The sequence below is a fragment of the Pseudomonas sp. MWU16-30316 genome, from assembly GCF_020515645.1.
In the GTDB taxonomy this organism is placed as follows: Bacteria; Pseudomonadota; Gammaproteobacteria; order Pseudomonadales; family Pseudomonadaceae; genus Aquipseudomonas; species Aquipseudomonas cerasi.
The window spans coordinates 427,887-448,104 of the sequence record NZ_JAIZAZ010000001.1; the positions used below are offsets into that span (position 1 = coordinate 427,887).

Here is a 20,218-nt window from a genome sequence, read left to right on the forward strand (position 1 = left end):
AGCGCCAATATTCCCCTGCTACGGTGCTTTTTTGCCTGTCAGCGAGGGGATAACCGTGAGCCAGTTCGATCTCAAGCGTCGCCGTGTCATCCAGGCCGTTGGAACGGTAGGTGCCGGTCTGCTGTTACCGGGTGTTGCGCCGGCGGTCATCGCCTCGGTGCAGGATCGTCCGAAGATGATGGATGGCGTGCAGTCCGGCAATGTGTTCGGCGACAAGGCGATCGTCTGGAGCCGAAGCGACCGGCCTTCGCGCATGGTCGTCGAGTGGGACACGCGCAGCATGTTCACCCAGCCACGCCGCGTGGTGTCGGCGCTGGCCGATCAGCGTAGCGACTTTACCGCGCGGGTCGAGTTGAGCGGGCTGCCGGTCGATCAGGCGATTTTCTACCGGGTGTCTTTCGAGGATGCGCAGAGCGGTGTCGTCAGTGAACCGTGGTTCGGCCATTTGCGCAGCACACCGCAGCAGCGCCGCGACATCCGCTTCGTCTGGAGCGGCGACACGGTCGGGCAGGGCTTTGGCATCAACCCCGATATTGGCGGCATGCGTATTTATGAAGCCATGCGTTTGCGCTTGCCGGACTTTTTTATCCACAGCGGTGACACCATCTACGCCGACAGCCCGGTGCCGGAGCAGCTCAACACGGAGGACGGGCGTATCTGGCGCAACATCACCACCGAGGCGAAGAGCAAGGTGGCGGAGACCCTTGACGAATACCGGGGCAATTACCGCTACAACCTGATGGATGAAAACCTGCGTCGCTTCAACGCCGAAGTACCGCAGATCTGGCAGTGGGATGATCACGAAGTCACCAACAACTGGTCGCCCAGCAAACAGCTCGATGATCGCTACAAGGTCAAGGACATCAGCCTGCTGTCCTCGCGTGCCCGCCAGGCTTATCTGGAATACGCGCCATTACGCTTGCAGGAAGCCGACAACGGCGGACGCATTTATCGCAAGATCCCTTACGGTCCGATGCTCGACGTCTTCGTCCTCGACATGCGCAGCTATCGCGCCGGCAACGATGCCAACCTGGCTGACAAACCGGGTCCGACCACTGCGTTTCTGGGCCGTGAGCAACTGGACTGGCTCAAGCGCGAGCTCAATGCGTCGCGCGCGCAGTGGAAAGTCATCGCGGCGGACATGCCCATCGGCCTGGGCGTTCCGGATGGTGAGGTCAGCCCCGGCGTACAGCGTTGGGAGGCCATCGCCAACGGCAATGACGGGCCGGCCTCGGGGCGCGAGCTGGAGGTCGCCGAATTGCTGGCGTACCTGCGCGCGCAGAAGATTCGCGATTGTGTCTGGCTGACGGCCGACGTGCATTACTGCGCTGCGCATCATTACCAGCCGGATCTGGCCGTGTTTCAGGACTTCGACCCGTTTTGGGAGTTCGTCGCCGGGCCTTTGAATGCCGGTAGCTATGGTCCCAATGTGCTGGACAAGACCTTTGGCCCCGAGCTGGTGTTCCAGAAGGCGCCTCCTGCGCAGAACACCTCGCCATTTGCGGGTTTTCAGTTCTTTGGTGAAGTGAATATCGACGGACAGACCGGTGAGATGACCGTGACGCTGCGCGATCTCGACGGGGTGTCGGTCTTCGAGCGCAGGCTCCAGCCTGAGAAGGCAGTCAGCCGCATCGTCTGATAAACAACCGCTGTGGCGGGTTGATCAGGGCTTCGGAAATTCCGTGCAACATGCTTGTCGTCGGTGGCCTATCATGAGCTACCTAACGACGGGACCGGATGCGTTGCATGCTGGCTATTTTTCTCGAAACCCTGAACATCACCGCCCCGGTGTTTGCCATGCTGTTTCTGGGCGTGTTTCTCAGGCGTATCGGCGCGATCAATGATGGTTTCATCGTTGCGGCTTCCGGGCTGGTGTTCAACGTCACCATGCCTGCGCTGCTGTTTCTGGGCATTATTCACGCCGACCTGCGCACCGCATTGCAGCCTAAACTGCTGATTTTTTTCAGCGTTGCGACGCTCCTGAGTTTCGCGTTCGCCTGGGGATGGGCGATCTGGCGTTGCCCGTACGAAGAGCGCGGGATCTACGTTCAGGGCGCGTTTCGTGGCAATAACGGGGTCATCGGTCTGGCCCTGGCGGCCAGCATGTACGGGCCTGATGGCATTTCACTGGGCGCCATTCTCGCCGCGTTGGTCATCGTCTTTTACAACACGTTATCGACGGTGGTATTGGCGGTTTACAGCCCGGTGATCAAGTCCGACCCCTGGAGCATCTTCAAAAGCGTGCTGGCCAACCCGCTGATCATCAGTGTGATCATCGCCTCGCCCTTCGCTTACTTCGCCATCGGCTTGCCCAAATGGCTGGAAACCTCCGGCAGCTATCTTGCCCAGATGACCCTGCCGCTGGCACTGATCTGCATCGGTGGCACGCTGTCGCTGGCGTCGTTGCGCAAGAGTGGAAAACTGGCTGTCAGCGCCAGCGTCATGAAGATGATCACGCTGCCAGTGCTGTGCACGCTGGCCGCTTGGCTGGCCGGTTTTCGCGGCGCTGAACTGGGGATTCTGTTCCTGTATTTCGGCAGCCCGACAGCGGCTGCCAGCTACATCATGGCGCGTACGGCCAACGGCAATTACGAGCTGGCCGCTGCGATCATCGTCATCACCACGCTGGCTGCCGCGGTCACGACCAACGTGGGGATTTTCATCCTGCAATGGGGCGGCTGGATCTAATCGGTTTTGACGTAGCTGTCGATCACTTCCTGGGCCGCCCGAAACGCATCGATGGCCGCTGGCACGCCGGCGTACACCGCGCAGTGCAGCAGGGCTTCGCGAATCTCCTCGACCGTGCAGCCATTGTTCAGTGCGCCACGAACGTGGCCCTTCAGTTCTTGCGGGCATTTCAGGGCGGTGAGGGCGGCCAGGGTGATCAGGCTGCGGGTTTTCAGCGGCAGACCTTCGCGACTCCAGACGCTGCCCCAGGCGTGCTCGTTGACGAAATCCTGCAGCGGCTGGCTGAAATCGGTGGCGTTCGCCAGCGCACGGTCGACGAAGACATCGCCCATCACCTGGCGACGGATCTGTTCGCCATCGCTGATCGTTTTGTCTGTCATGGCCTTGCTCCTTGTATCGATGCGGGTTGGAGGTCAGTGCTGGCGTCGCCACGCGCGAATCGTGCCCCAGACAACCACGGCACCCAGCACAGGCAACACCAGCGTGAGCATTTTGCTTTCAAGCCGTTCGGCCAGCGCCATGCCGGTGCTGATCGACAGGATATGCAGCCCGTAGGTCAGGTACAACGACAGCAGAAACAGGCCTTCCAGACGGTCTATCCGGTATCCGGAATAGAACAGCGGCACGCACAACAGCGAGACGCCGAGCATGATCGGCAGGTCGAACACCAGCGCATTTGGCGAGATCGTCAGCGGCACCGGGGCGATCAGTGCGGTCAGCCCCAGTACGCCCAGCAGGTTGAACAGGTTGCTGCCGATGACGTTACCCACGGCAATATCGCGTTCACCACGGAACGCTGCGATCAGCGAGGTCATCAGTGCCGGCAATGATGTACCGATGGCAATGATGGTCAGGCCGACGATGCGTTCGGAAAGCCCCAGGTGGATGGCAATCACCACTGAAGCGTCGACCAGCAGGTGTCCGCCAGCGGTCAGCAGCAGCAAGCCCGTGGCAAGCATGAGCATGCGTGTGAAGGTACGAGGTTTTTCGGCTGTCTCGGCATGCCCGTGGCGCGGCGCATGGCCACCCTGACGGATGATGATAATCAGGCAGGCCAGCAACCCGGCAAGCAGCAGTGCGCCGTCCAGTTTGCTGAATTCGCCGTTCCACGAAAGACCGATAGCCAGCAGGCAGGCACCGATCATCAACGGAATATCGATGTGCAGTACCTGACGGGCAACGCGTAGCGGAATGATCAGCGCGCAGAGGCCAAGGATCACCAGTACATTGAAAATGTTGCCGCCGATGACACTGCCCACGGCGATGTCGGTGTTATCGGCAAACGCGGCTTGCAGGCTGACCGCCATCTGCGGCGCACTGGTGCCCATCGCCACGACGGTCAGACCGACGATCAGTGGCCGGACCTTGAAAATCGCCGCCAGATGTACCGCTGCACGCACTGACAGTTCCGCCCCGATCAGCAGCAATAACAAGCCGCTGAGCATTTGGATAAGCGCGGGGGCGGGCAGGGCCGATAGCTGGAGAATACGAGTGTCCTTGTCGGAGGTGATCGGAGGTTGGGGTTAATCCAGGGCCTGCACGCGGACTGGCGCTGTCCCGCTGCGCAGCATACCCAGTTGTTCGGCCGCTTCGCGAGAGACATCGATCAGACGGCCGCGCGTGTGAGGGCCGCGATCATTGACGCGTACGACTACCGACCTATCGTTGTCCAGGTTGGTGACCTTGACGCGCGTGCCGAAAGGCAGTTGTCGGTGCGCAGCGGTCAGCGCATTCTGATTGAACGGCTCGCCGCTGGCAGTGCGGTTGCCATGATGGCGGGCGCCGTAATAGGCGGCGGTGCCGGTCTCGTCGTAACCATGGGGGTCGATGATGTGGTTGGCGCACCCTGCCAGTAAGGTCAGCAGGCTGCAGGCAAAAATAAGGCGGCGCATGGGGTGGGTTCCTGAGTGCCGGAGTAGTTGTGGTTGACGCTCGTGCCAATCCTCCATGCTGGCATGCATTTCGTGACGTTCCGAGTACTCAACAGCGGACGCAGAGCGTCCGGAACTGCATTCCCACGCGGAGCGCTCAGCGTTATACATAAGTCATGAAGAGCCCAGAAGGCGGGGTCTTTGACCGCAATCGCGATGTGAATAAAGATCTCCGTGGGAGTGAGCTTGCTCACGAAGACCTTGGTCCAAACGCCCTGTCTCTAGAGGCTGTACCGGCCTATTCGCGAGCAAACTCGCTCCCACAAGACTCGTGTATAACGCTGATCGCATAGCATGGGAACGTGAGTGACGAGGATCAGCCCTCCAGCTTGGTCTTCAGCAATTCGTTGACCTGCTGCGGGTTGGCTTTGCCTTTGGAAGCTTTCATCGCCTGACCAACGAAGAAACCGAACATCTTGCCGCGCTTGGCTTCATCGGCGGCGCGATATTGTTCGACCTGCTCCGCGTTGGCTGCCAGCACCTCGTCGAGCATCGATTCAATGGCACCGCTGTCGGTGACCTGCTTCAGGCCGCGCTTTTCGATGATTTCATCGGCGCTGCCTTCACCATTGGCCATCGCCTCGAAGACCATTTTCGCGATCTTGCCGGAAATGGTGTTGTCAGTGATGCGCTTGAGCATGCCGCCCAACTGCTCGGCACTGACCGGCGACTGGTCGATCTCCAGGCCCTGCTTGTTGAGCAGGCTGCCCAGCTCGACCATGACCCAGTTGGCTGCCAGTTTGGCGTCACCACTGATGCTCACCACCTGTTCGAAGTAGTCAGCCTGCTCGCGGCTCGAAGCCAGCACGCTGGCGTCGTAGGTCGAGAGGCCGAACTGGCTCTGGAAGCGTTCGCGTTTCTGTGGTGGCAGCTCCGGCAAGGTGGCGCGGGTTTCTTCGAGGAAAGAATCCTCGATGATCACCGGCAACAGATCCGGGTCGGGGAAGTAACGGTAGTCGTTGGCTTCCTCCTTGCTGCGCATGGCGCGGGTTTCGTTGGTGTTCGGGTCATACAGGCGCGTTTGCTGGATAACCTTGCCACCGTCTTCGATCAGATCGATCTGGCGCTGAATCTCGCTGTTGATCGCCTTTTCGATAAAGCGGAACGAGTTGACGTTCTTGATCTCGCAGCGCGTGCCGAACTCGACCTGGCCCTTCGGACGAATCGATACGTTGCAGTCGCAGCGCAGCGAACCTTCGGCCATGTTGCCATCACAGATGCCCAGGTAGCGCACGATCGCGTGGATGGCCTTGACGTAAGCCACGGCTTCCTTGGCGCTGCGCATGTCCGGCTCGGAAACGATCTCCAGCAGCGGCGTGCCAGCACGGTTCAGGTCGATACCGGTCATGCCCTGGAAGTCTTCGTGCAGGCTCTTGCCTGCATCCTCTTCCAGGTGCGCACGGGTGATGCCGATGCGCTTGACCGTGCCGTCTTCAAGGGGGATGTCCAGGTGGCCCTTGCCGACGATCGGCAGCTCCATCTGGCTGATCTGATAGCCCTTGGGCAGGTCCGGGTAAAAGTAGTTCTTGCGGGCGAACACGTTGTGCTGGCCGATTTCGGCGTTGACGGCCAGGCCGAACTTGACGGCCATGCGCACGGCTTCCTTGTTCAGCACCGGCAATACGCCAGGCATGCCCAGATCGACGAGGCTGGCCTGCGTGTTGGGCTCGGAGCCGAACGTGGTCGCGCTACCGGAAAAAATCTTTGATTGGGTCGAAAGCTGGGTATGAATCTCCAGCCCGATGACGACTTCCCATTGCATGTGTTTCTCCTCAGAAGCCTTCAGGTGCGCGAGTGTGCCAGTCGGTGACTTGCTGATACTGATGCGCCACATTCAAGAGACGGCCTTCCTGGAAATACGGAGCGAGCAGCTGCACGCCGACCGGTAGCCCGTCGACGAAGCCTGCAGGCATGGACAAGCCGGGCAGGCCCGCCAGGTTGGCGGTGATGGTGTAGAAGTCTTCCAGGTATTCGGCAATCGGATCGTTGGTCTTGGCGCCGATCTTCCAGGCCGGGTTGGGCGTGGTCGGACCGAGAATCACGTCGACATCGGCGAACGCGCTCATGAAGTCGTTCTTGATCAGGCGACGGATTTTCTGCGCCTGCAGGTAATAGGCGTCGTAGTAACCCGCCGACAGCGCGTAGGCGCCGACCATGATGCGTCGCTGGACTTCCGGGCCGAAGCCTTCGGCGCGCGAGCGCTTGTACAGGTCGGTCAGGTCTTTCGGGTCTTCGCAGCGGTAGCCGAAACGCACACCGTCAAAGCGCGACAGGTTGGACGAGGCTTCAGCCGGGGCGATGACGTAGTAGGCCGGGATCGCGTGCTGAAGGTTCGGCAGGCTGATTTCCTTGACGATCGCGCCGAGCTTTTCCAGCTCCTTGACGCTTTCATGCACCAGCTGCGCGATGCGCGGGTCCAGACCTGCGCTGAAATACTCTTTCGGCACACCGATACGCAGGCCCTTGAGCGAGGTATTGAGGCTGGCGGAGTAGTCCGGAACCGGCTCGTCGATACTGGTCGAGTCCTGCGGATCGAAACCGGCCATGCCTTGCAGCAGCAGTGCGCAGTCTTCGGCCGTGCGTGCCATCGGACCCGCCTGATCGAGGCTGGAGGCGTAGGCAATCATGCCCCAGCGCGATACGCGGCCGTAGGTCGGCTTGAGGCCCGTGAGGTTGGTCAGTGCCGCAGGCTGGCGAATCGAGCCGCCCGTGTCGGTGCCGGTCGCGGCGGGCAACAGGCGTGCAGCGACAGCGGCTGCCGAACCACCCGAAGAACCGCCAGGGACGCATTCCAGGTTCCACGGGTTTTTCACCGCGCCGTAATGGCTGGATTCGTTGGCCGAACCCATGGCGAATTCGTCCATGTTGGTCTTGCCCAGTGTCACAGTACCGGCCGATGCCAGACGCGAAACAACCGTGGCGTCGTACGGTGCCTTGAAATTGTCGAGCATCAGCGAGCCGCAACTGGTGCGGATGCCCTGGGTGCAGAACAGGTCCTTGTGCGCCAGCGGAGCGCCGAGCAGCGGGCCGTTTTCACCAGCGGCGCGGCGCGCGTCTGCCGCCTGCGCCTGGGTGATGGCCAGGTCTTCGGTGAGGCTGATGAAGCTGTTGAGCTGCGGGTCGAGCGTCGCGATGCGCGACAGCAGAACGCGAGTCAGCTCTTCGGAAGAAAACTTTTTATCGGCGAGTCCGCGAGCGATCTCGGCCAGAGTCATTTGATGCATGCAGGCGCTTTCCCTTACTCGATGACTTTCGGAACCAGATAGAGGCCGTCTTGGACCGCTGGTGCGATGGCTTGGTAAGTGTCACGACGATTTCGCTCGGTGACGGCGTCTTCGCGCAGGCGCTGGGTGGCTTCCAGCGGGTGAGCCAGCGGCTCGATGCCAGTGGTGTCGACTGCTTGCATCTGATCGACCAGCCCAAGAATGCTGTTAAGTGCTTCGGTGGTACGCGGGATATCGGCGTCATTGAGACCCAGTCGGGCCAGATGAGCGATCTTTTCCACGTCGGAGCGTTCAAGCGCCATGGGGTATCTCCAGTGGAATGCTTATGGATTTGCTTTGTTGCCAATTGCGGAACACTATCGCGTTATTACTGTCTCAAGCCGCTAACGTCGAGGGTGGTGTTCGGAAAACCGCCAATTTAGCATATTGGCTCCTTGCCCAAAATCCCTGTCGTTGTTAGAGTTTGCCGCACTTTTTTTACCACGCGTTCCCTAGGGTCCCTTTCCCATGTTCAAGAAACTGCGTGGCATGTTTTCCAGTGATCTATCCATCGACCTGGGCACTGCCAACACCCTTATTTACGTGCGTGAGCGCGGTATCGTTCTGAATGAACCCTCTGTCGTTGCCATTCGTACTCACGGCAACCAGAAGAGTGTCGTGGCCGTCGGTACCGAAGCCAAGCGCATGCTGGGCCGTACTCCAGGCAACATCGCAGCCATTCGTCCAATGAAAGACGGCGTTATCGCCGACTTCAGCGTCTGCGAAAAAATGTTGCAGTACTTCATCAACAAGGTTCATGAAAACAGCTTTCTGCAGCCCAGCCCTCGTGTGCTGATCTGCGTTCCGTGCAAATCCACCCAGGTTGAGCGTCGCGCGATTCGCGAGTCGGCCCTGGGTGCAGGCGCACGCGAAGTCTTCCTGATCGAAGAGCCGATGGCCGCAGCAATCGGTGCCGGTCTGCCGGTGGAAGAAGCTCGCGGCTCGATGGTTGTCGACATCGGCGGCGGCACCACCGAAATCGCCCTGATCTCCCTGAACGGTGTGGTGTATGCCGAATCCGTACGGGTTGGCGGTGACCGTTTCGACGAAGCGATCATCACCTATGTGCGCCGCAACTACGGCAGCCTGATCGGCGAATCCACTGCCGAGCGCATCAAGCAGGAAATCGGTACTGCCTATCCGGGCGGTGAAGTGCGTGAAGTCGACGTCCGTGGCCGTAACCTGGCTGAAGGCGTTCCGCGTGCGTTCACGCTGAACTCCAACGAAGTTCTCGAAGCACTGCAGGAGTCGCTGGCGACCATCGTTCAGGCGGTCAAGAGCGCTCTGGAGCAATCGCCTCCGGAACTGGCCTCGGACATCGCCGAGCGTGGTCTGGTCCTGACCGGTGGTGGTGCGTTGCTGCGTGATCTGGACAAGTTGCTGGCGCAGGAAACCGGCCTGCCGGTCATCGTTGCCGAAGATCCGCTGACCTGTGTAGCGCGTGGCGGTGGCCGTGCGCTGGAAATGATGGATAAGCACACCATGGATCTGCTCTCCAGCGAATAATTCGCCGGGGTGCCTTTCACGGAGTCTTTTGTATGCAGGTAGCGGATATGCTACCTGTATGCTTCAGGCTGACGCCGAAACAGGGTGCCTATCTCTTTCATTTGTCCGGGCCGGTTACATACCGCATGAATAATTGCCAATCGAAGTTCGATCCAACGATCGCATGCCCCGGAGGAGCGGCCCATTAAACCGCTTTTCTCAAAAGGCCCTTCGCTGGGCGTACGTCTGCTGGTGCTCGCCGTTCTGTCGGTTGCGTTGATGGTTGTCGACGCCCGCTTTACGATCCTCAAGCCCGTGCGCAGCCAGATGTCGATGGTGCTCATGCAGTCCTACTGGATCGTCGACCTGCCACAGCGTCTGTATCAAGGCGTCGCCAGTCAGTTCGGCAGCCGCACAGAGCTGATCGCCGAAAACGAAAAACTCAAGACCGAAGCCCTGCTCCTGCAAGGTCGCCTGCAAAAGCTGGCGGCACTGACCGAGCAGAACGTCCGGCTGCGTGAGTTGCTGAACTCCTCGGCGCTGGTCAACGAAAAGGTCGAGGTCGCCGAGCTGATCGGCATGGACCCGAACCCCTTCACCCATCGCATCATCATCAACAAGGGCGAACGCGACGGCGTGGTGCTCGGTCAGCCTGTGCTCGATGCACGCGGCCTGATGGGGCAGGTGGTCGAGTTGATGCCCTATACCTCACGCGTCTTGTTGCTGACCGACACCACCCACAGCATCCCGGTGCAGGTCAACCGCAACGGTCTGCGTGCCATCGCCAGCGGCACCGGTAATCCGGAACGTCTGGAGCTTCGGCATGTGGCGGACACCGCAGACATCAAGGAAGGCGACCTGCTGGTTAGCTCGGGCCTTGGCCAGCGATTCCCGGCCGGCTACCCGGTGGCAACGGTCAAGGAAGTGATTCACGACTCCGGCCAGCCGTTCGCGATCGTTCGGGCAGTGCCCACCGCTGCGTTGAATCGCAGTCGCTATCTGTTGCTGGTGTTCTCTGACGGCCGCTCGCCGGAAGAGCGCGCTGCCGATGCGGCGCAAGCGCAGGAATCCCTCGACAAGGGCATCGAGCCTTCCGTGATGGCGACGTTGCCTCCGCCGACACCCGCCTTCCCGATGTGGCCACAGGCAGTCGTTCCGGTCTTTCCGGGCAGTACGCTGACGCACAAGCCGGCGTCGCAATCGACAACCCCTGCACCGGCGGCAACGCCTGCGACACCGGCAAGACCTGCCTCCCGGCCTGCGGCGTCACAGCCGCCTGCCTCAAGATCTTCCACCGCTCGGGAGCCTATCGATGGTTAGTCATGTTTCCGGGCGCAATGGCTGGGTGGTCTGGCTGACGTTTGCGATCGGTCTGTTGCTGAGCGTTTCGCCGCTGCCGCAATTCATGGAAATTTTCCGCCCGCTGTGGCTGGCCCTGCTGCTGACCTTCTGGGTTCTGGCGCTGCCGCACAAATACGGTATGACCACCGCGTGGATACTGGGCCTGATGGAGGATGTGCTGTACGGCACACTGCTCGGCCAGAATGCCCTGATCCTCAGCCTGATTACCTTTTTGGTGATGTCCCTGCAGCAGCGCCTGCGCATGTTTCCCATGTGGCAACAGTGCCTGGTGCTGTTGGTGGTATTCGGTCTGGCGCAGCTTGCGCAACTCTGGCTGAGCGCATTGACCGGCAACCGTCAGCCTACGCTGGCGCTGGTGCTGCCCGCGTTGGTCAGCGCTCTGTTGTGGCCCTGGATCAGTTATGGCCTGCGTGGATTGCGCAAACGTTTGAAAATCAATTAAGCGCAAGGTGAGCGCGACGCCCCGCTGCGTCCCTCGCGCTCACCCGCACAGACACGGAGATGTCCTTATGCCCTCGCTTTATCTGGCTTCTGGCTCGCCGCGCCGCCGCGAACTTCTGACTCAGATCGGTGTGCCGTTTACCGTACTGAGCGCTCAGATCGACGAAACCCCCTTCGACCATGAAACCCCCGCTGCCTATGTCGAGCGTCTTGCGCTGGGCAAGGCTCAGGCCGGGCTGTCCGTGCTGCCAGCCGAACACCAGGCCTGCGTGATGGGGGCCGACACGGCGGTGGTGCTCGATGGACGCATTCTTGGCAAGCCGGTCGATGAGTCAGATGCCTTGGCGATGTTGATGGCCCTGTCCGGGCGCGAGCATGACGTGCTGACGGCTGTCGCGCTCAGTGATCGGCAACGCAGCGAAACCCGTATTGTTACCAGTCGTGTGCGCTTTCGCCCGATTCAAACCCATGAAGCCCACGCCTACTGGACCAGTGGCGAGCCCGCCGACAAGGCCGGCGGCTATGCCATCCAGGGGTTGGCAGCGATTTTCGTCGAGGGTCTGCAAGGCAGCTATTCTGGGGTGGTGGGGCTGCCCCTGTGCGAAACCGCAGAACTGCTCGGCCATTTCGGCATACCCTGCTGGCAATGCCTGGAAGGTGACAAGTCATGAGTGAAGAGATTCTGATCAACATCACGCCGATGGAATCGCGCGTGGCAGTGGTGGAAAACGGGGTTCTGCAAGAGGTGCACGTCGAGCGCACCCAACGTCGCGGCATTGTCGGCAATATCTACAAAGGCAAGGTTGTGCGGGTGCTTCCCGGCATGCAGGCGGCGTTCATCGACATTGGTCTGGACCGCGCGGCGTTCATTCATGCGTCGGAAATCTCCATGCGGGAAGGGCCAGCGGTCGAGAGCATTGCGTCGCTGGTACATGATGGCCAGAGCCTTGTCGTGCAAGTCACCAAAGACCCGATCGGCAGCAAGGGCGCACGGCTGACCACGCAACTCTCCATTCCGTCACGTTATCTGGTGTACATGCCGCGCACTGCGCATGTGGGCATCTCGCTGAAAATCGAGGACGAAGCCGAGCGCGAACGACTCAAGAAAGTGGTCAGCGATTGTGTTGCCCAGGAAGGTATCAAGGAAGCCGGAGGTTTCATTCTGCGCACCGCTGCGGAAGGCGCCGGTGCCGACGAAATCCTCATGGACATCCGCTATCTGCGCAGGCTCTGGGATCAGATCGGCGAGCAGATCAAGACCGTCAGTCCGCCCACGGTGATTTACGAAGACCTGGGCCTGGCGCTGCGCACCTTGCGCGATCTGGTCAGCCCGCGCATCGAGAAGATCCGTATCGACTCGCGGGAGACCTTTCAGAAAACCACCCAGTTCGTGGCCGAGCTGATGCCGGAAATTGCCGACAGGCTTGAGCACTATCCGGGCGAGCGGCCGATCTTCGACCTCTATGGGGTCGAGGACGAAATCCAGAAGGCCCTCGAGCGCAAGGTGCCGCTCAAGTCGGGTGGCTATCTGGTAATCGACCCGGCCGAAGCGATGAGCACCATCGACGTCAATACCGGCGCGTTCGTGGGGCATCGCAACCTCGAAGAAACCATCTTCAAGACCAATCTGGAAGCCGCCACGGCCATCGCCCGGCAGCTGCGCCTGCGCAATCTGGGCGGCATCATCATCATTGATTTCATCGACATGGAAGACGGTGAGCATCAGCGTCAGGTGCTGCGCACGCTGGAGAAACAACTGGAACGCGATCACGCCAAGACCAACATCATCGGTATCACTGAGCTGGGTCTGGTGCAGATGACGCGCAAGCGCACCCGCGAAAGCCTCGAGCAGGTGCTGTGCGAACCGTGTCATTGCTGCGCAGGGCGGGGCAAGCTGAAGACCCCCGAGACCATCTGCTACGAAATCTTCCGGGAAATCCTGCGCGAGGCCAGGGCCTATCAGGCAGTGGGCTATCGCGTTCTGGCCAATCAGCGCGTGGTGGATCGCCTGCTTGACGAAGAGTCCGGCAACGTGGCTGAGCTGGAGAGCTTTATTGGCCGCACTATCCGTTTTCAGGTAGAAACCATGTACTCGCAGGAACAATACGACGTGGTGCTGCTCTGAGGGTGCTGATCGTTTGAAATATATGAAAAGTGCCCTACGGGTTTCTGGCAGGTATGCCGTTTTATCGAGAATGATGCGTGGCGAATGAGCAAAACCTGTACCTGACCGCACCTGCACCTCCGAGCCGGAATCCGTTCGCCGATTCCGCTCCTCGCACCCCGCAGTGGAGGGCTTCCTGAGATGGGACGTCTTCCTCGCCTTGTCGCAACCCTGACCCGCTGGGGGCTGAGCCTGTGCGCACTGATTCTGGTGCTTGCGGCGCTGTACGTGAGTCTCGGCCGTCAATTGACGCCGCTGGTTGCCGAATACCGTGTTGATGTGGAAACCCGTGCCAGCAGCGCGTTGGGTATACCGTTGAGCATCGGCAGCCTGGAAGGCAGCTGGAGCCGCTTTGCTCCGGTGTTGCTGGCCAACGATGTGATGGTCGGCGAGGGCACCAGTGCCCTGCGTCTGGATCGTGTAAGGGTTGTTCCCGACCTTTGGGAAAGCCTGCTGGCGCGTGACGTGCGCATCGCTCATCTTGAAGTGGACGGCCTGCAGTTCAGCCTCAGGCAGGACAAGGACGGCGCATGGTCGGTTCAGGGCTTGCCGGTGCACAACGACAGCCCCTTCGACCCCGAGCAGGTGCTCAGGCAGATGCAGATGGTCGCGCATTTGTCGCTGCTCGACAGCCAGGTCACGGTGCAACCGTTTGACGCCGCGCCGCTGACCCTCACCTATGTAAACCTCAGCCTGGACACCGGCAGCTATGCCCAGCGACTTGACGCACGCCTGACCCTGCCGGATGGTCAGCCGGTCGCGCTCAACGTGCGTTCGCGCATTCAGGCCAGTCAGTGGAAGGACGGCGAGGCCGATGTCTACGCCAGCCTGCCGCAAAGCGACTGGGCCAAGTGGCTGCCGAAAAGTCTCACGCGCGAATGGACACTGTCGAAGCTGCAGGCCGGGGGCGAGGTCTGGTTGAATTGGGGCAAGGGCACCGTGCAAAGCGCGACGACGCGCCTCAATGCACCGCAGGTCAAAGGCGTTTATGCCGGTCGCAAACCGGCGACGATCGATAATCTCGCGCTGAACGCATGGTTTGCACGGACTGAAACAGGTTTCGACCTGAACCTCGATTCACTGGCGATGAGCCTTGGCGACACGCGCTGGGAAAGCCGTGTGCAACTGACGCAAACCGCCGCGACGCCCGACAGCGAAGAGCTCTGGCACGTACAGGCTGATCGTCTGGACCTGACTCCCGTCACGCCGCTGATCGACTCCCTCGCGCCCCTGCCTGACAAGGCCATGGCAGTGGTCGATGGCCTCAAAGTGACAGGCGGGCTGCATAACGTGCTGCTCGACTACCGGCCACAGGCAGTGGGCGACAAGCGCCTGAGCTTTGCCGCCAATCTGGACAAGGTGGGTTTCAACGCGTATCGCGGCGCTCCGGCGGCCGGAAACGTCACCGGTGCCATCAGCGGCGATCTGGGGCAGGGCGAGCTGCGCCTCGACACCGATGATTTCATGCTGCACCTGGACCCGATCTTCGCCAAACCCTGGCGTTACCAGAAGGCCAATGCCCGTCTGACCTGGAAACTGGATGATCAGGCGTTCACGCTGATCGCCCCGTATATCAAGGTGCTTGGCGACGAAGGCAAGATTGCGGCGGACTTTCTGATCAAGATTCATCTCAGTCATGATCAGGAAGATTACATGGACCTGCGGGTCGGCATGGTTGACGGCGATGGCCGTTACACCAGCAAGTACCTGCCGACAGCGCTCAGTCCGGAGCTTGATCACTGGTTGCGCACCGCGGTGGTAAGTGGCGCGGTCAAGCAGGGGTTCTTCCAGTATCAAGGGTCGCTGAACAAGAATTCGCCCGATACGGCGCGTGTCATCAGTCTGTTCTTCGATGTCAGTAACGCAACGCTGGCGTTCCAGCCGGGCTGGCCGTCGCTGACCGGGGTGGATGGCAAGGTCTACGTCGAAAACAGCGGTGTACGTGTCAAGGCGAGCAAAGGCCAGTTGCTCGATACCAAGGTCAGCAACGTGCTGGTCAATATTCCTCATGTGCCGTCAGGTCAGGACAGTCACCTGCTGGTGGACGGTAATTTCTCCGGAAACCTGATCGACGGCCTGAAGATTCTCCAGCAGGCGCCCATTGGCACGGGCAGCACATTTGCCGGATGGCAGGGCGAAGGCCCGCTGGACGGCAAACTGAAGCTGGATATCCCGCTGGCCAAGGGCGTCGAGCCAAAGGTCGTGGTGGATTTCAGCACCGACAATGCGCGTCTGAAACTGGCTGACCCGGTGCTGGAGCTGACTCGCCTGAAGGGCGATTTCCGTTTCGACAGCGCCAGTGGCCTGAGTGGCAAAGGCATCAAGGCCCAGGCATTCGATCGTCCTGTGACCGCAGAAATCGCCGCCGAGGGCAAGCCAGGCGACAACGTGACACGCATTGTGGCGAACGGGCAAATCACCGTGAAGCGGCTGACCGACTGGCTGAACGTGACCCAGCCGCTGCCGGTCTCCGGTGACCTGCCGTATCAGTTGCAGTTGATTCTGGACAGCAAGGACAGCCCGCTGGTAATCAACTCCACGCTCAAGGGCGTGGCGATCGATTTGCCCGCACCGTTTGGCAAAACCGCCGAACAGGAGCGTCCCAGCGAGTTCCGCATGACTCTGCAAGGCGCGGAGCGCAGGCTCGGCGCGGCGTATAACGATCAGGCCAACTTTGCTTTCGCTGCACCGAATGGCAAGTTTGCCGAAGGTCGAGGCGAACTCTATCTGGGGCGCGGCGGGGCGATCGTGCCGGACGCCAAAGGCTTGCGGATCCGTGGCGAGTTGTCCGAGCTGGATATCGCGCCCTGGCAGGAACTGGCCGCGCGTTACACCGGGAATGATCCGGGCGGCAACGCGAAGCAACTGCTTAACAGCGTTGACCTGCAGATCGGCAAGCTGACCGCGATGGGCACCACACTCAATGACGTGCGTGTTCAATTGCAGCGCAACGCGGCAGCCTGGGCCCTGTCGCTGGACAGCGCGCTGGCCAAGGGCACGGCAACGCTGCCCGACGCCAAGTCTGCCCCGATCGGCATCAACATGCTCTACGTTCGACTGCCTGCATCCGATCCGACAGCGACCGTGGTGGAAAACGCACCTGACCCTCTGGCGGATATCGACCCGCACAATATCCCTGCGCTGGACGTGAAGATCTCCCAACTGTTTCAGGGCGATCAGTTGCTGGGGGCCTGGGCGTTGAAATCCCGGCCGACGCCTGCCGGCATGCGCATGTCGGACATGAGCCTGGGGCTCAAAGGCATCCTGCTGGAGGGTGACGCTACCTGGGAGGGCACGCCCGGGGCCAGCAGCAGTTCGTTCAAAGGCCGCCTGGCGGGCAAGAACCTGGCGGATGTGCTCAAGGCGTGGAACTTCGCCCCCACCGTCACCAGTGAACGCTTCGAGATGAACGTGGACGGACGCTGGCCGGGTTCGCCTGCCTGGGTCGGTCTGAAGCGCTATTCCGGCAGTCTGGATGCCACGCTCAACAGAGGCCAGTTTGTCGAAGTCGAGGGCGGTGCTCAGGCGTTGCGGGTATTCGGGCTGTTGAACTTCAACTCCATCGGCCGGCGTCTGCGCCTGGACTTCTCCGACCTGCTGGGCAAAGGCCTGAGTTACGACCGGGTCAAAGGGCTGCTGGTCGCCAGCGACGGTGTCTATGTGACGCGCAACCCGATCACCCTGACCGGGCCTTCGAGTAATCTGGAGCTCAACGGTACCCTGGACATGGTTCGTGATCGCGTCGATGCGAAGCTGCTGGTGACCTTGCCGGTCACCAACAACCTGCCTATCGCTGCTTTGATTGTCGGCGCACCCGCCATTGGCGGGGCGCTGTTTCTGGTCGACAAGCTGCTGGGCGACCGGGTTGCGCGTTTCGCCAGCGTTCAATACAAGGTCGAAGGGCCTTGGAAAGAGCCGAAGATCACGTTCGACAAGCCATTTGAAAAGCCTCAATAGCGTCTCATGGAGTACAGTGGTGGCCATGTCATTCAGGAGCGGGTTGCCATGTCTTTCGCGGTGATTCAGATGGTCAGCCAAAGCGATGTAATGGCTAATCTGGGCAGTGCTCGGCGTTTGCTGGAACAGGCGGCTGAAGGTGGCGCGCGGTTGGCGGTACTGCCCGAAAACTTCGTCGCGATGGGGCGCCGTGACGTTGCCGATATCGGTCGTGCCGAGGCTCAGGGGCACGGACCGATCCTGCCATGGTTGAAACTGGCCGCTCGCGACCTCAAGTTATGGATTGTTGCCGGAACCTTGCCACTGCCGCCGGATGATCGGCCGGATGGCAAGGTGACGGCGTGTTCGCTGTTGATCGACGAGCACGGTGAGCAGGTGGCCCGTTATGACAAACTGCATCTGTTCGATGTAGACGTCGCTGACAACCGTGGCCGCTATCGTGAATCGGATGACTATGCTCATGGGAGCAGCGTGGTGGTAGCCGATACGCCCGTGGGGCGTCTGGGGCTGACCGTCTGCTACGACCTGCGCTTTCCCGAGCTGTACACCGCGTTGCGTGAAGCCGGTGCTGAACTGATAACCGCGCCGTCAGCGTTCACTGCGGTAACGGGGGCTGCGCACTGGGACATTCTGATCCGCGCGCGTGCCATCGAAACCCAGTGTTACGTGCTGGCGGCAGCACAGGGCGGGGTCCATCCGGGGCCTCGCGAGACTTACGGACACGCGGCCATCGTTGATCCATGGGGACGCGTACTGGCCGAGCAGGCACAGGGTGAAGCGGTGCTGCTGGCCACACGAGACAGTCAAGAACAGGCGTCCATACGGGCGCGGATGCCGGTGTCCAGTCACCGGCGCTTTTTTTCGCAGGACGCCATGCGGCCTGCTTCGGAGTGAATATGAGTGATCTGTCCTCAGTCAGCGAACACCTTCTGGCACCCGGCGGCCTGAACCTCGACAGCCTGCAGTCCGTGCTGGGCGATCTGGCCGGGCCAGGAATCGACGCGGCCGATCTGTATTTTCAGGGCATGATCTCCGAGTCCTGGTCGCTCGAAGACGGGATCGTCAAGGAAGGCAGTTTCAATCTCGATCAAGGCGTGGGCGTGCGTGCCCAGTCGGGTGAGAAAACCGGCTTTGCGTACAGCAACGCGATCACCGCCGAGGCACTGCGCACCGCCGCGCAGGCCGCGCGTTCCATCTCCCGCGCTGGCCAGAATGGTCGCGTGCAGGCTTTCACCTCGCAGGACGTGGCGCAGTTGTACGCCCCGGATAACCCGCTGGAAGTGTTGAGCCGCGCCGAGAAGGTCGAGTTGCTCAAGCGCATCGACGTTGCGACGCGTGCGCTGGACTCGCGTATCCAGCAGGTTTCGGTGAGCATGGCCGGCGTCTGGGAGCGCATTCTGGTGGCCGCCGCGGATGGCAGCCTTGCCGCCGATGTGCGCCCGCTGGTGCGCTTCAATGTCAGTGTCATCGTCGAGCAGAATGGCCGTCGCGAGCGGGGCGGGCATGGCGGCGGGGGGCGTACCGACTACCGTTATTTCCTGACCGACGATCGCGCCATGGGCTATGCCCGTGAGGCCCTGCGTCAGGCACTGGTCAACCTGGAAGCGATTCCCGCCCCGGCAGGCACCTTGCCGGTAGTACTTGGCTCTGGCTGGTCTGGCGTGCTGCTGCACGAAGCAGTGGGTCACGGCCTTGAGGGCGACTTCAACCGCAAGGGCAGTTCGGCCTACAGCGGGCGCATGGGCGAGATGGTTGCGTCGAAACTCTGCACCATCGTCGACGACGGCACCCTGGCGGGGCGTCGTGGCTCGCTGAGTGTCGATGACGAGGGCACACCGACCGAATGCACCACGCTGATCGAGAATGGCGTGCTCAAGGGCTACATGCAGGACAAGCTCAATGCGCGCCTGATGGGCGTGGCACGTACCGGCAACGGCCGTCGCGAGTCCTATGCCCACCTGCCGATGCCGCGCATGACCAACACCTACATGCTGGGCGGGCAGAGCGATCCGCAGGAAATCATCGCCTCAGTGAAGCGCGGCATCTACTGCGCCAATCTGGGCGGTGGCCAGGTGGATATCACCAGCGGCAAGTTCGTGTTTTCAACCAGTGAGGCCTATCTGATCGAAGACGGCAAGATCACCGCGCCGGTCAAAGGCGCGACCTTGATCGGTAACGGGCCGGAAGCCATGAGCAGGGTGTCGATGGTGGGTAACGATCTGTCGCTGGACAGCGGCGTCGGTACGTGCGGGAAAGATGGCCAGTCGCTGCCGGTCGGTGTGGGTCAGCCTACGTTGAAAATCGACGCGATCACCGTGGGTGGCACCGGTAGCTGAATGTGAGTCGGGGCCGGCTGCCTCTGCTGCCGGCCCCGAGGGCGAAATCAACGCAGACCGCGTTGAAGTTCGTCCAGCTCACGGATGTATTTGAAGATTTTGCGGCTGGTGGCCGGCGGTTTGTTGCGTGCAACTTCGTGTTGCGCCTGACGGATCAGCGAACGCAGCTGCTGACGGTCAGCATCGGGGTATTCGACCACGAATTTCTCGAGGTCGGCGTCATCGCCCGCAATCAGGCGATCACGCCAGCGCTCCAGATTGTGGAAACGTTCATTGTATTGGCGAGTGGAGGCATCGAGTTGGTCCAGCAACACCAGAATGGCTTCCTGGTCCTGATCGCGCATCAGCTTGCCGATGAACAGAATGTGCCGCTTTCGCGCGATGTTCGCCGTGTGCTTGGGCGCTTCGGCCAGGGCCTTGCGCAAAGCGTCGGTCAGCGGCAGCTTGGCCAGCACATCGGCTTTGAGTGTTGTCAGTCGCTCGCCGAGGTCGACCAGAGCATGCAGCTCTCGTTTGACCTGGGTTTTGCTTTTCTCCCCGTCGAGGGAGTCGTCGTAAGAATCAACCATGGGGGCAGTCCGCAAAGAAACG

At 61.0% G+C, this 20,218-nt stretch carries 17 protein-coding genes; 10 read left to right on the forward strand and 7 right to left on the reverse strand.

What is annotated here, in order from left to right; all coding sequences use genetic code 11:
- Window positions 1–55 precede the first annotated feature (55 nt).
- Both LCH65_RS02080 and LCH65_RS02085 read left to right on the forward strand, forming a co-directional pair.
- Window positions 56–1,639: an alkaline phosphatase D family protein gene (locus LCH65_RS02080; RefSeq protein ID WP_226439099.1), complete on the forward strand. Its 1,584-nt coding sequence runs from the start codon at window positions 56–58 to the stop codon at window positions 1,637–1,639.
- A gap of 107 nt (window positions 1,640–1,746) precedes the next feature.
- A complete protein-coding gene (locus tag LCH65_RS02085; RefSeq protein WP_003431519.1) occupies window positions 1,747–2,688 on the forward strand; it encodes an AEC family transporter in 942 nt (313 codons plus the stop codon).
- On the opposite strand, the gene LCH65_RS02090 is transcribed toward LCH65_RS02085, so the two are convergent.
- The 6 genes from LCH65_RS02090 to gatC all read right to left on the reverse strand — a co-directional run bounded on the left by LCH65_RS02090 (window position 2,685) and on the right by gatC (window position 8,145).
- Complete coding sequence (locus LCH65_RS02090; RefSeq protein WP_003431517.1) at window positions 2,685–3,068, reverse strand: carboxymuconolactone decarboxylase family protein; 384 nt, start codon at window positions 3,066–3,068, stop codon at window positions 2,685–2,687. The two genes, LCH65_RS02085 and LCH65_RS02090, sit on opposite strands and share 4 nt — an antisense overlap.
- 33 nt (window positions 3,069–3,101) lie before the next feature.
- Window positions 3,102–4,133, reverse strand: coding sequence for a calcium/sodium antiporter (locus LCH65_RS02095; RefSeq protein WP_003431514.1), 1,032 nt, complete (start codon window positions 4,131–4,133; stop codon window positions 3,102–3,104).
- Between the two features lie 78 nt (window positions 4,134–4,211).
- The gene (locus LCH65_RS02100) at window positions 4,212–4,580 is read right to left on the reverse strand and encodes a septal ring lytic transglycosylase RlpA family protein (protein WP_003307318.1); all 369 of its coding nucleotides are present in this window, start codon (window positions 4,578–4,580) and stop codon (window positions 4,212–4,214) included.
- A gap of 355 nt (window positions 4,581–4,935) precedes the next feature.
- Window positions 4,936–6,381, reverse strand: coding sequence for an Asp-tRNA(Asn)/Glu-tRNA(Gln) amidotransferase subunit GatB (gatB, locus tag LCH65_RS02105; protein ID WP_058398014.1), 1,446 nt, complete (start codon window positions 6,379–6,381; stop codon window positions 4,936–4,938).
- Window positions 6,382–6,391: 10 nt separating this feature from the next.
- Entirely contained in the window at window positions 6,392–7,843 is a 1,452-nt protein-coding gene (gene gatA / locus LCH65_RS02110; protein WP_004411689.1) for an Asp-tRNA(Asn)/Glu-tRNA(Gln) amidotransferase subunit GatA, read from the reverse strand.
- Window positions 7,844–7,857: 14 nt separating this feature from the next.
- Window positions 7,858–8,145: an Asp-tRNA(Asn)/Glu-tRNA(Gln) amidotransferase subunit GatC gene (gatC, locus tag LCH65_RS02115; RefSeq protein ID WP_002555109.1), complete on the reverse strand. Its 288-nt coding sequence runs from the start codon at window positions 8,143–8,145 to the stop codon at window positions 7,858–7,860.
- 205 nt (window positions 8,146–8,350) lie between these two features.
- On the opposite strand from gatC, the gene mreB reads away from it, so the two are divergent.
- The 8 genes from mreB (at window position 8,351) to tldD (ending at window position 19,627) form a co-directional block, all read left to right on the forward strand.
- Window positions 8,351–9,388 carry a rod shape-determining protein MreB gene (mreB, locus tag LCH65_RS02120; RefSeq protein WP_002555108.1) on the forward strand — a complete coding sequence of 346 codons (1,038 nt, stop codon included), beginning with the start codon at window positions 8,351–8,353 and terminating at the stop codon, window positions 9,386–9,388.
- A gap of 183 nt (window positions 9,389–9,571) precedes the next feature.
- Window positions 9,572–10,687, forward strand: a complete 1,116-nt coding sequence (gene mreC, locus LCH65_RS02125; protein ID WP_083515774.1) for a rod shape-determining protein MreC — start codon at window positions 9,572–9,574, stop codon at window positions 10,685–10,687.
- Complete coding sequence (gene mreD, locus LCH65_RS02130) at window positions 10,680–11,171, forward strand: rod shape-determining protein MreD (RefSeq protein ID WP_003364106.1); 492 nt, start codon at window positions 10,680–10,682, stop codon at window positions 11,169–11,171. The genes mreC and mreD overlap by 8 nt, the downstream gene beginning before the upstream one ends.
- A gap of 67 nt (window positions 11,172–11,238) precedes the next feature.
- Complete coding sequence (locus LCH65_RS02135; protein WP_003431505.1) at window positions 11,239–11,841, forward strand: Maf family protein; 603 nt, start codon at window positions 11,239–11,241, stop codon at window positions 11,839–11,841.
- Complete coding sequence (gene rng, locus LCH65_RS02140; RefSeq protein ID WP_003364105.1) at window positions 11,838–13,295, forward strand: ribonuclease G; 1,458 nt, start codon at window positions 11,838–11,840, stop codon at window positions 13,293–13,295. The genes LCH65_RS02135 and rng overlap by 4 nt, the downstream gene beginning before the upstream one ends.
- Window positions 13,296–13,475: 180 nt before the next feature.
- Window positions 13,476–17,291, forward strand: a complete 3,816-nt coding sequence (locus LCH65_RS02145) for a YhdP family protein (RefSeq protein WP_058416189.1) — start codon at window positions 13,476–13,478, stop codon at window positions 17,289–17,291.
- Between the two features lie 48 nt (window positions 17,292–17,339).
- Complete coding sequence (locus LCH65_RS02150) at window positions 17,340–18,185, forward strand: carbon-nitrogen hydrolase family protein (protein ID WP_058398011.1); 846 nt, start codon at window positions 17,340–17,342, stop codon at window positions 18,183–18,185.
- Between the two features lie 2 nt (window positions 18,186–18,187).
- Entirely contained in the window at window positions 18,188–19,627 is a 1,440-nt protein-coding gene (gene tldD / locus LCH65_RS02155; protein ID WP_003400228.1) for a metalloprotease TldD, read from the forward strand.
- Window positions 19,628–19,674: 47 nt separating this feature from the next.
- Here the strand turns inward: tldD and yjgA are convergent, their stop codons facing one another.
- Window positions 19,675–20,196, reverse strand: coding sequence for a ribosome biogenesis factor YjgA (gene yjgA, locus LCH65_RS02160; RefSeq protein WP_003364101.1), 522 nt, complete (start codon window positions 20,194–20,196; stop codon window positions 19,675–19,677).
- Between the last annotated feature and the right edge of the window lie 22 nt (window positions 20,197–20,218).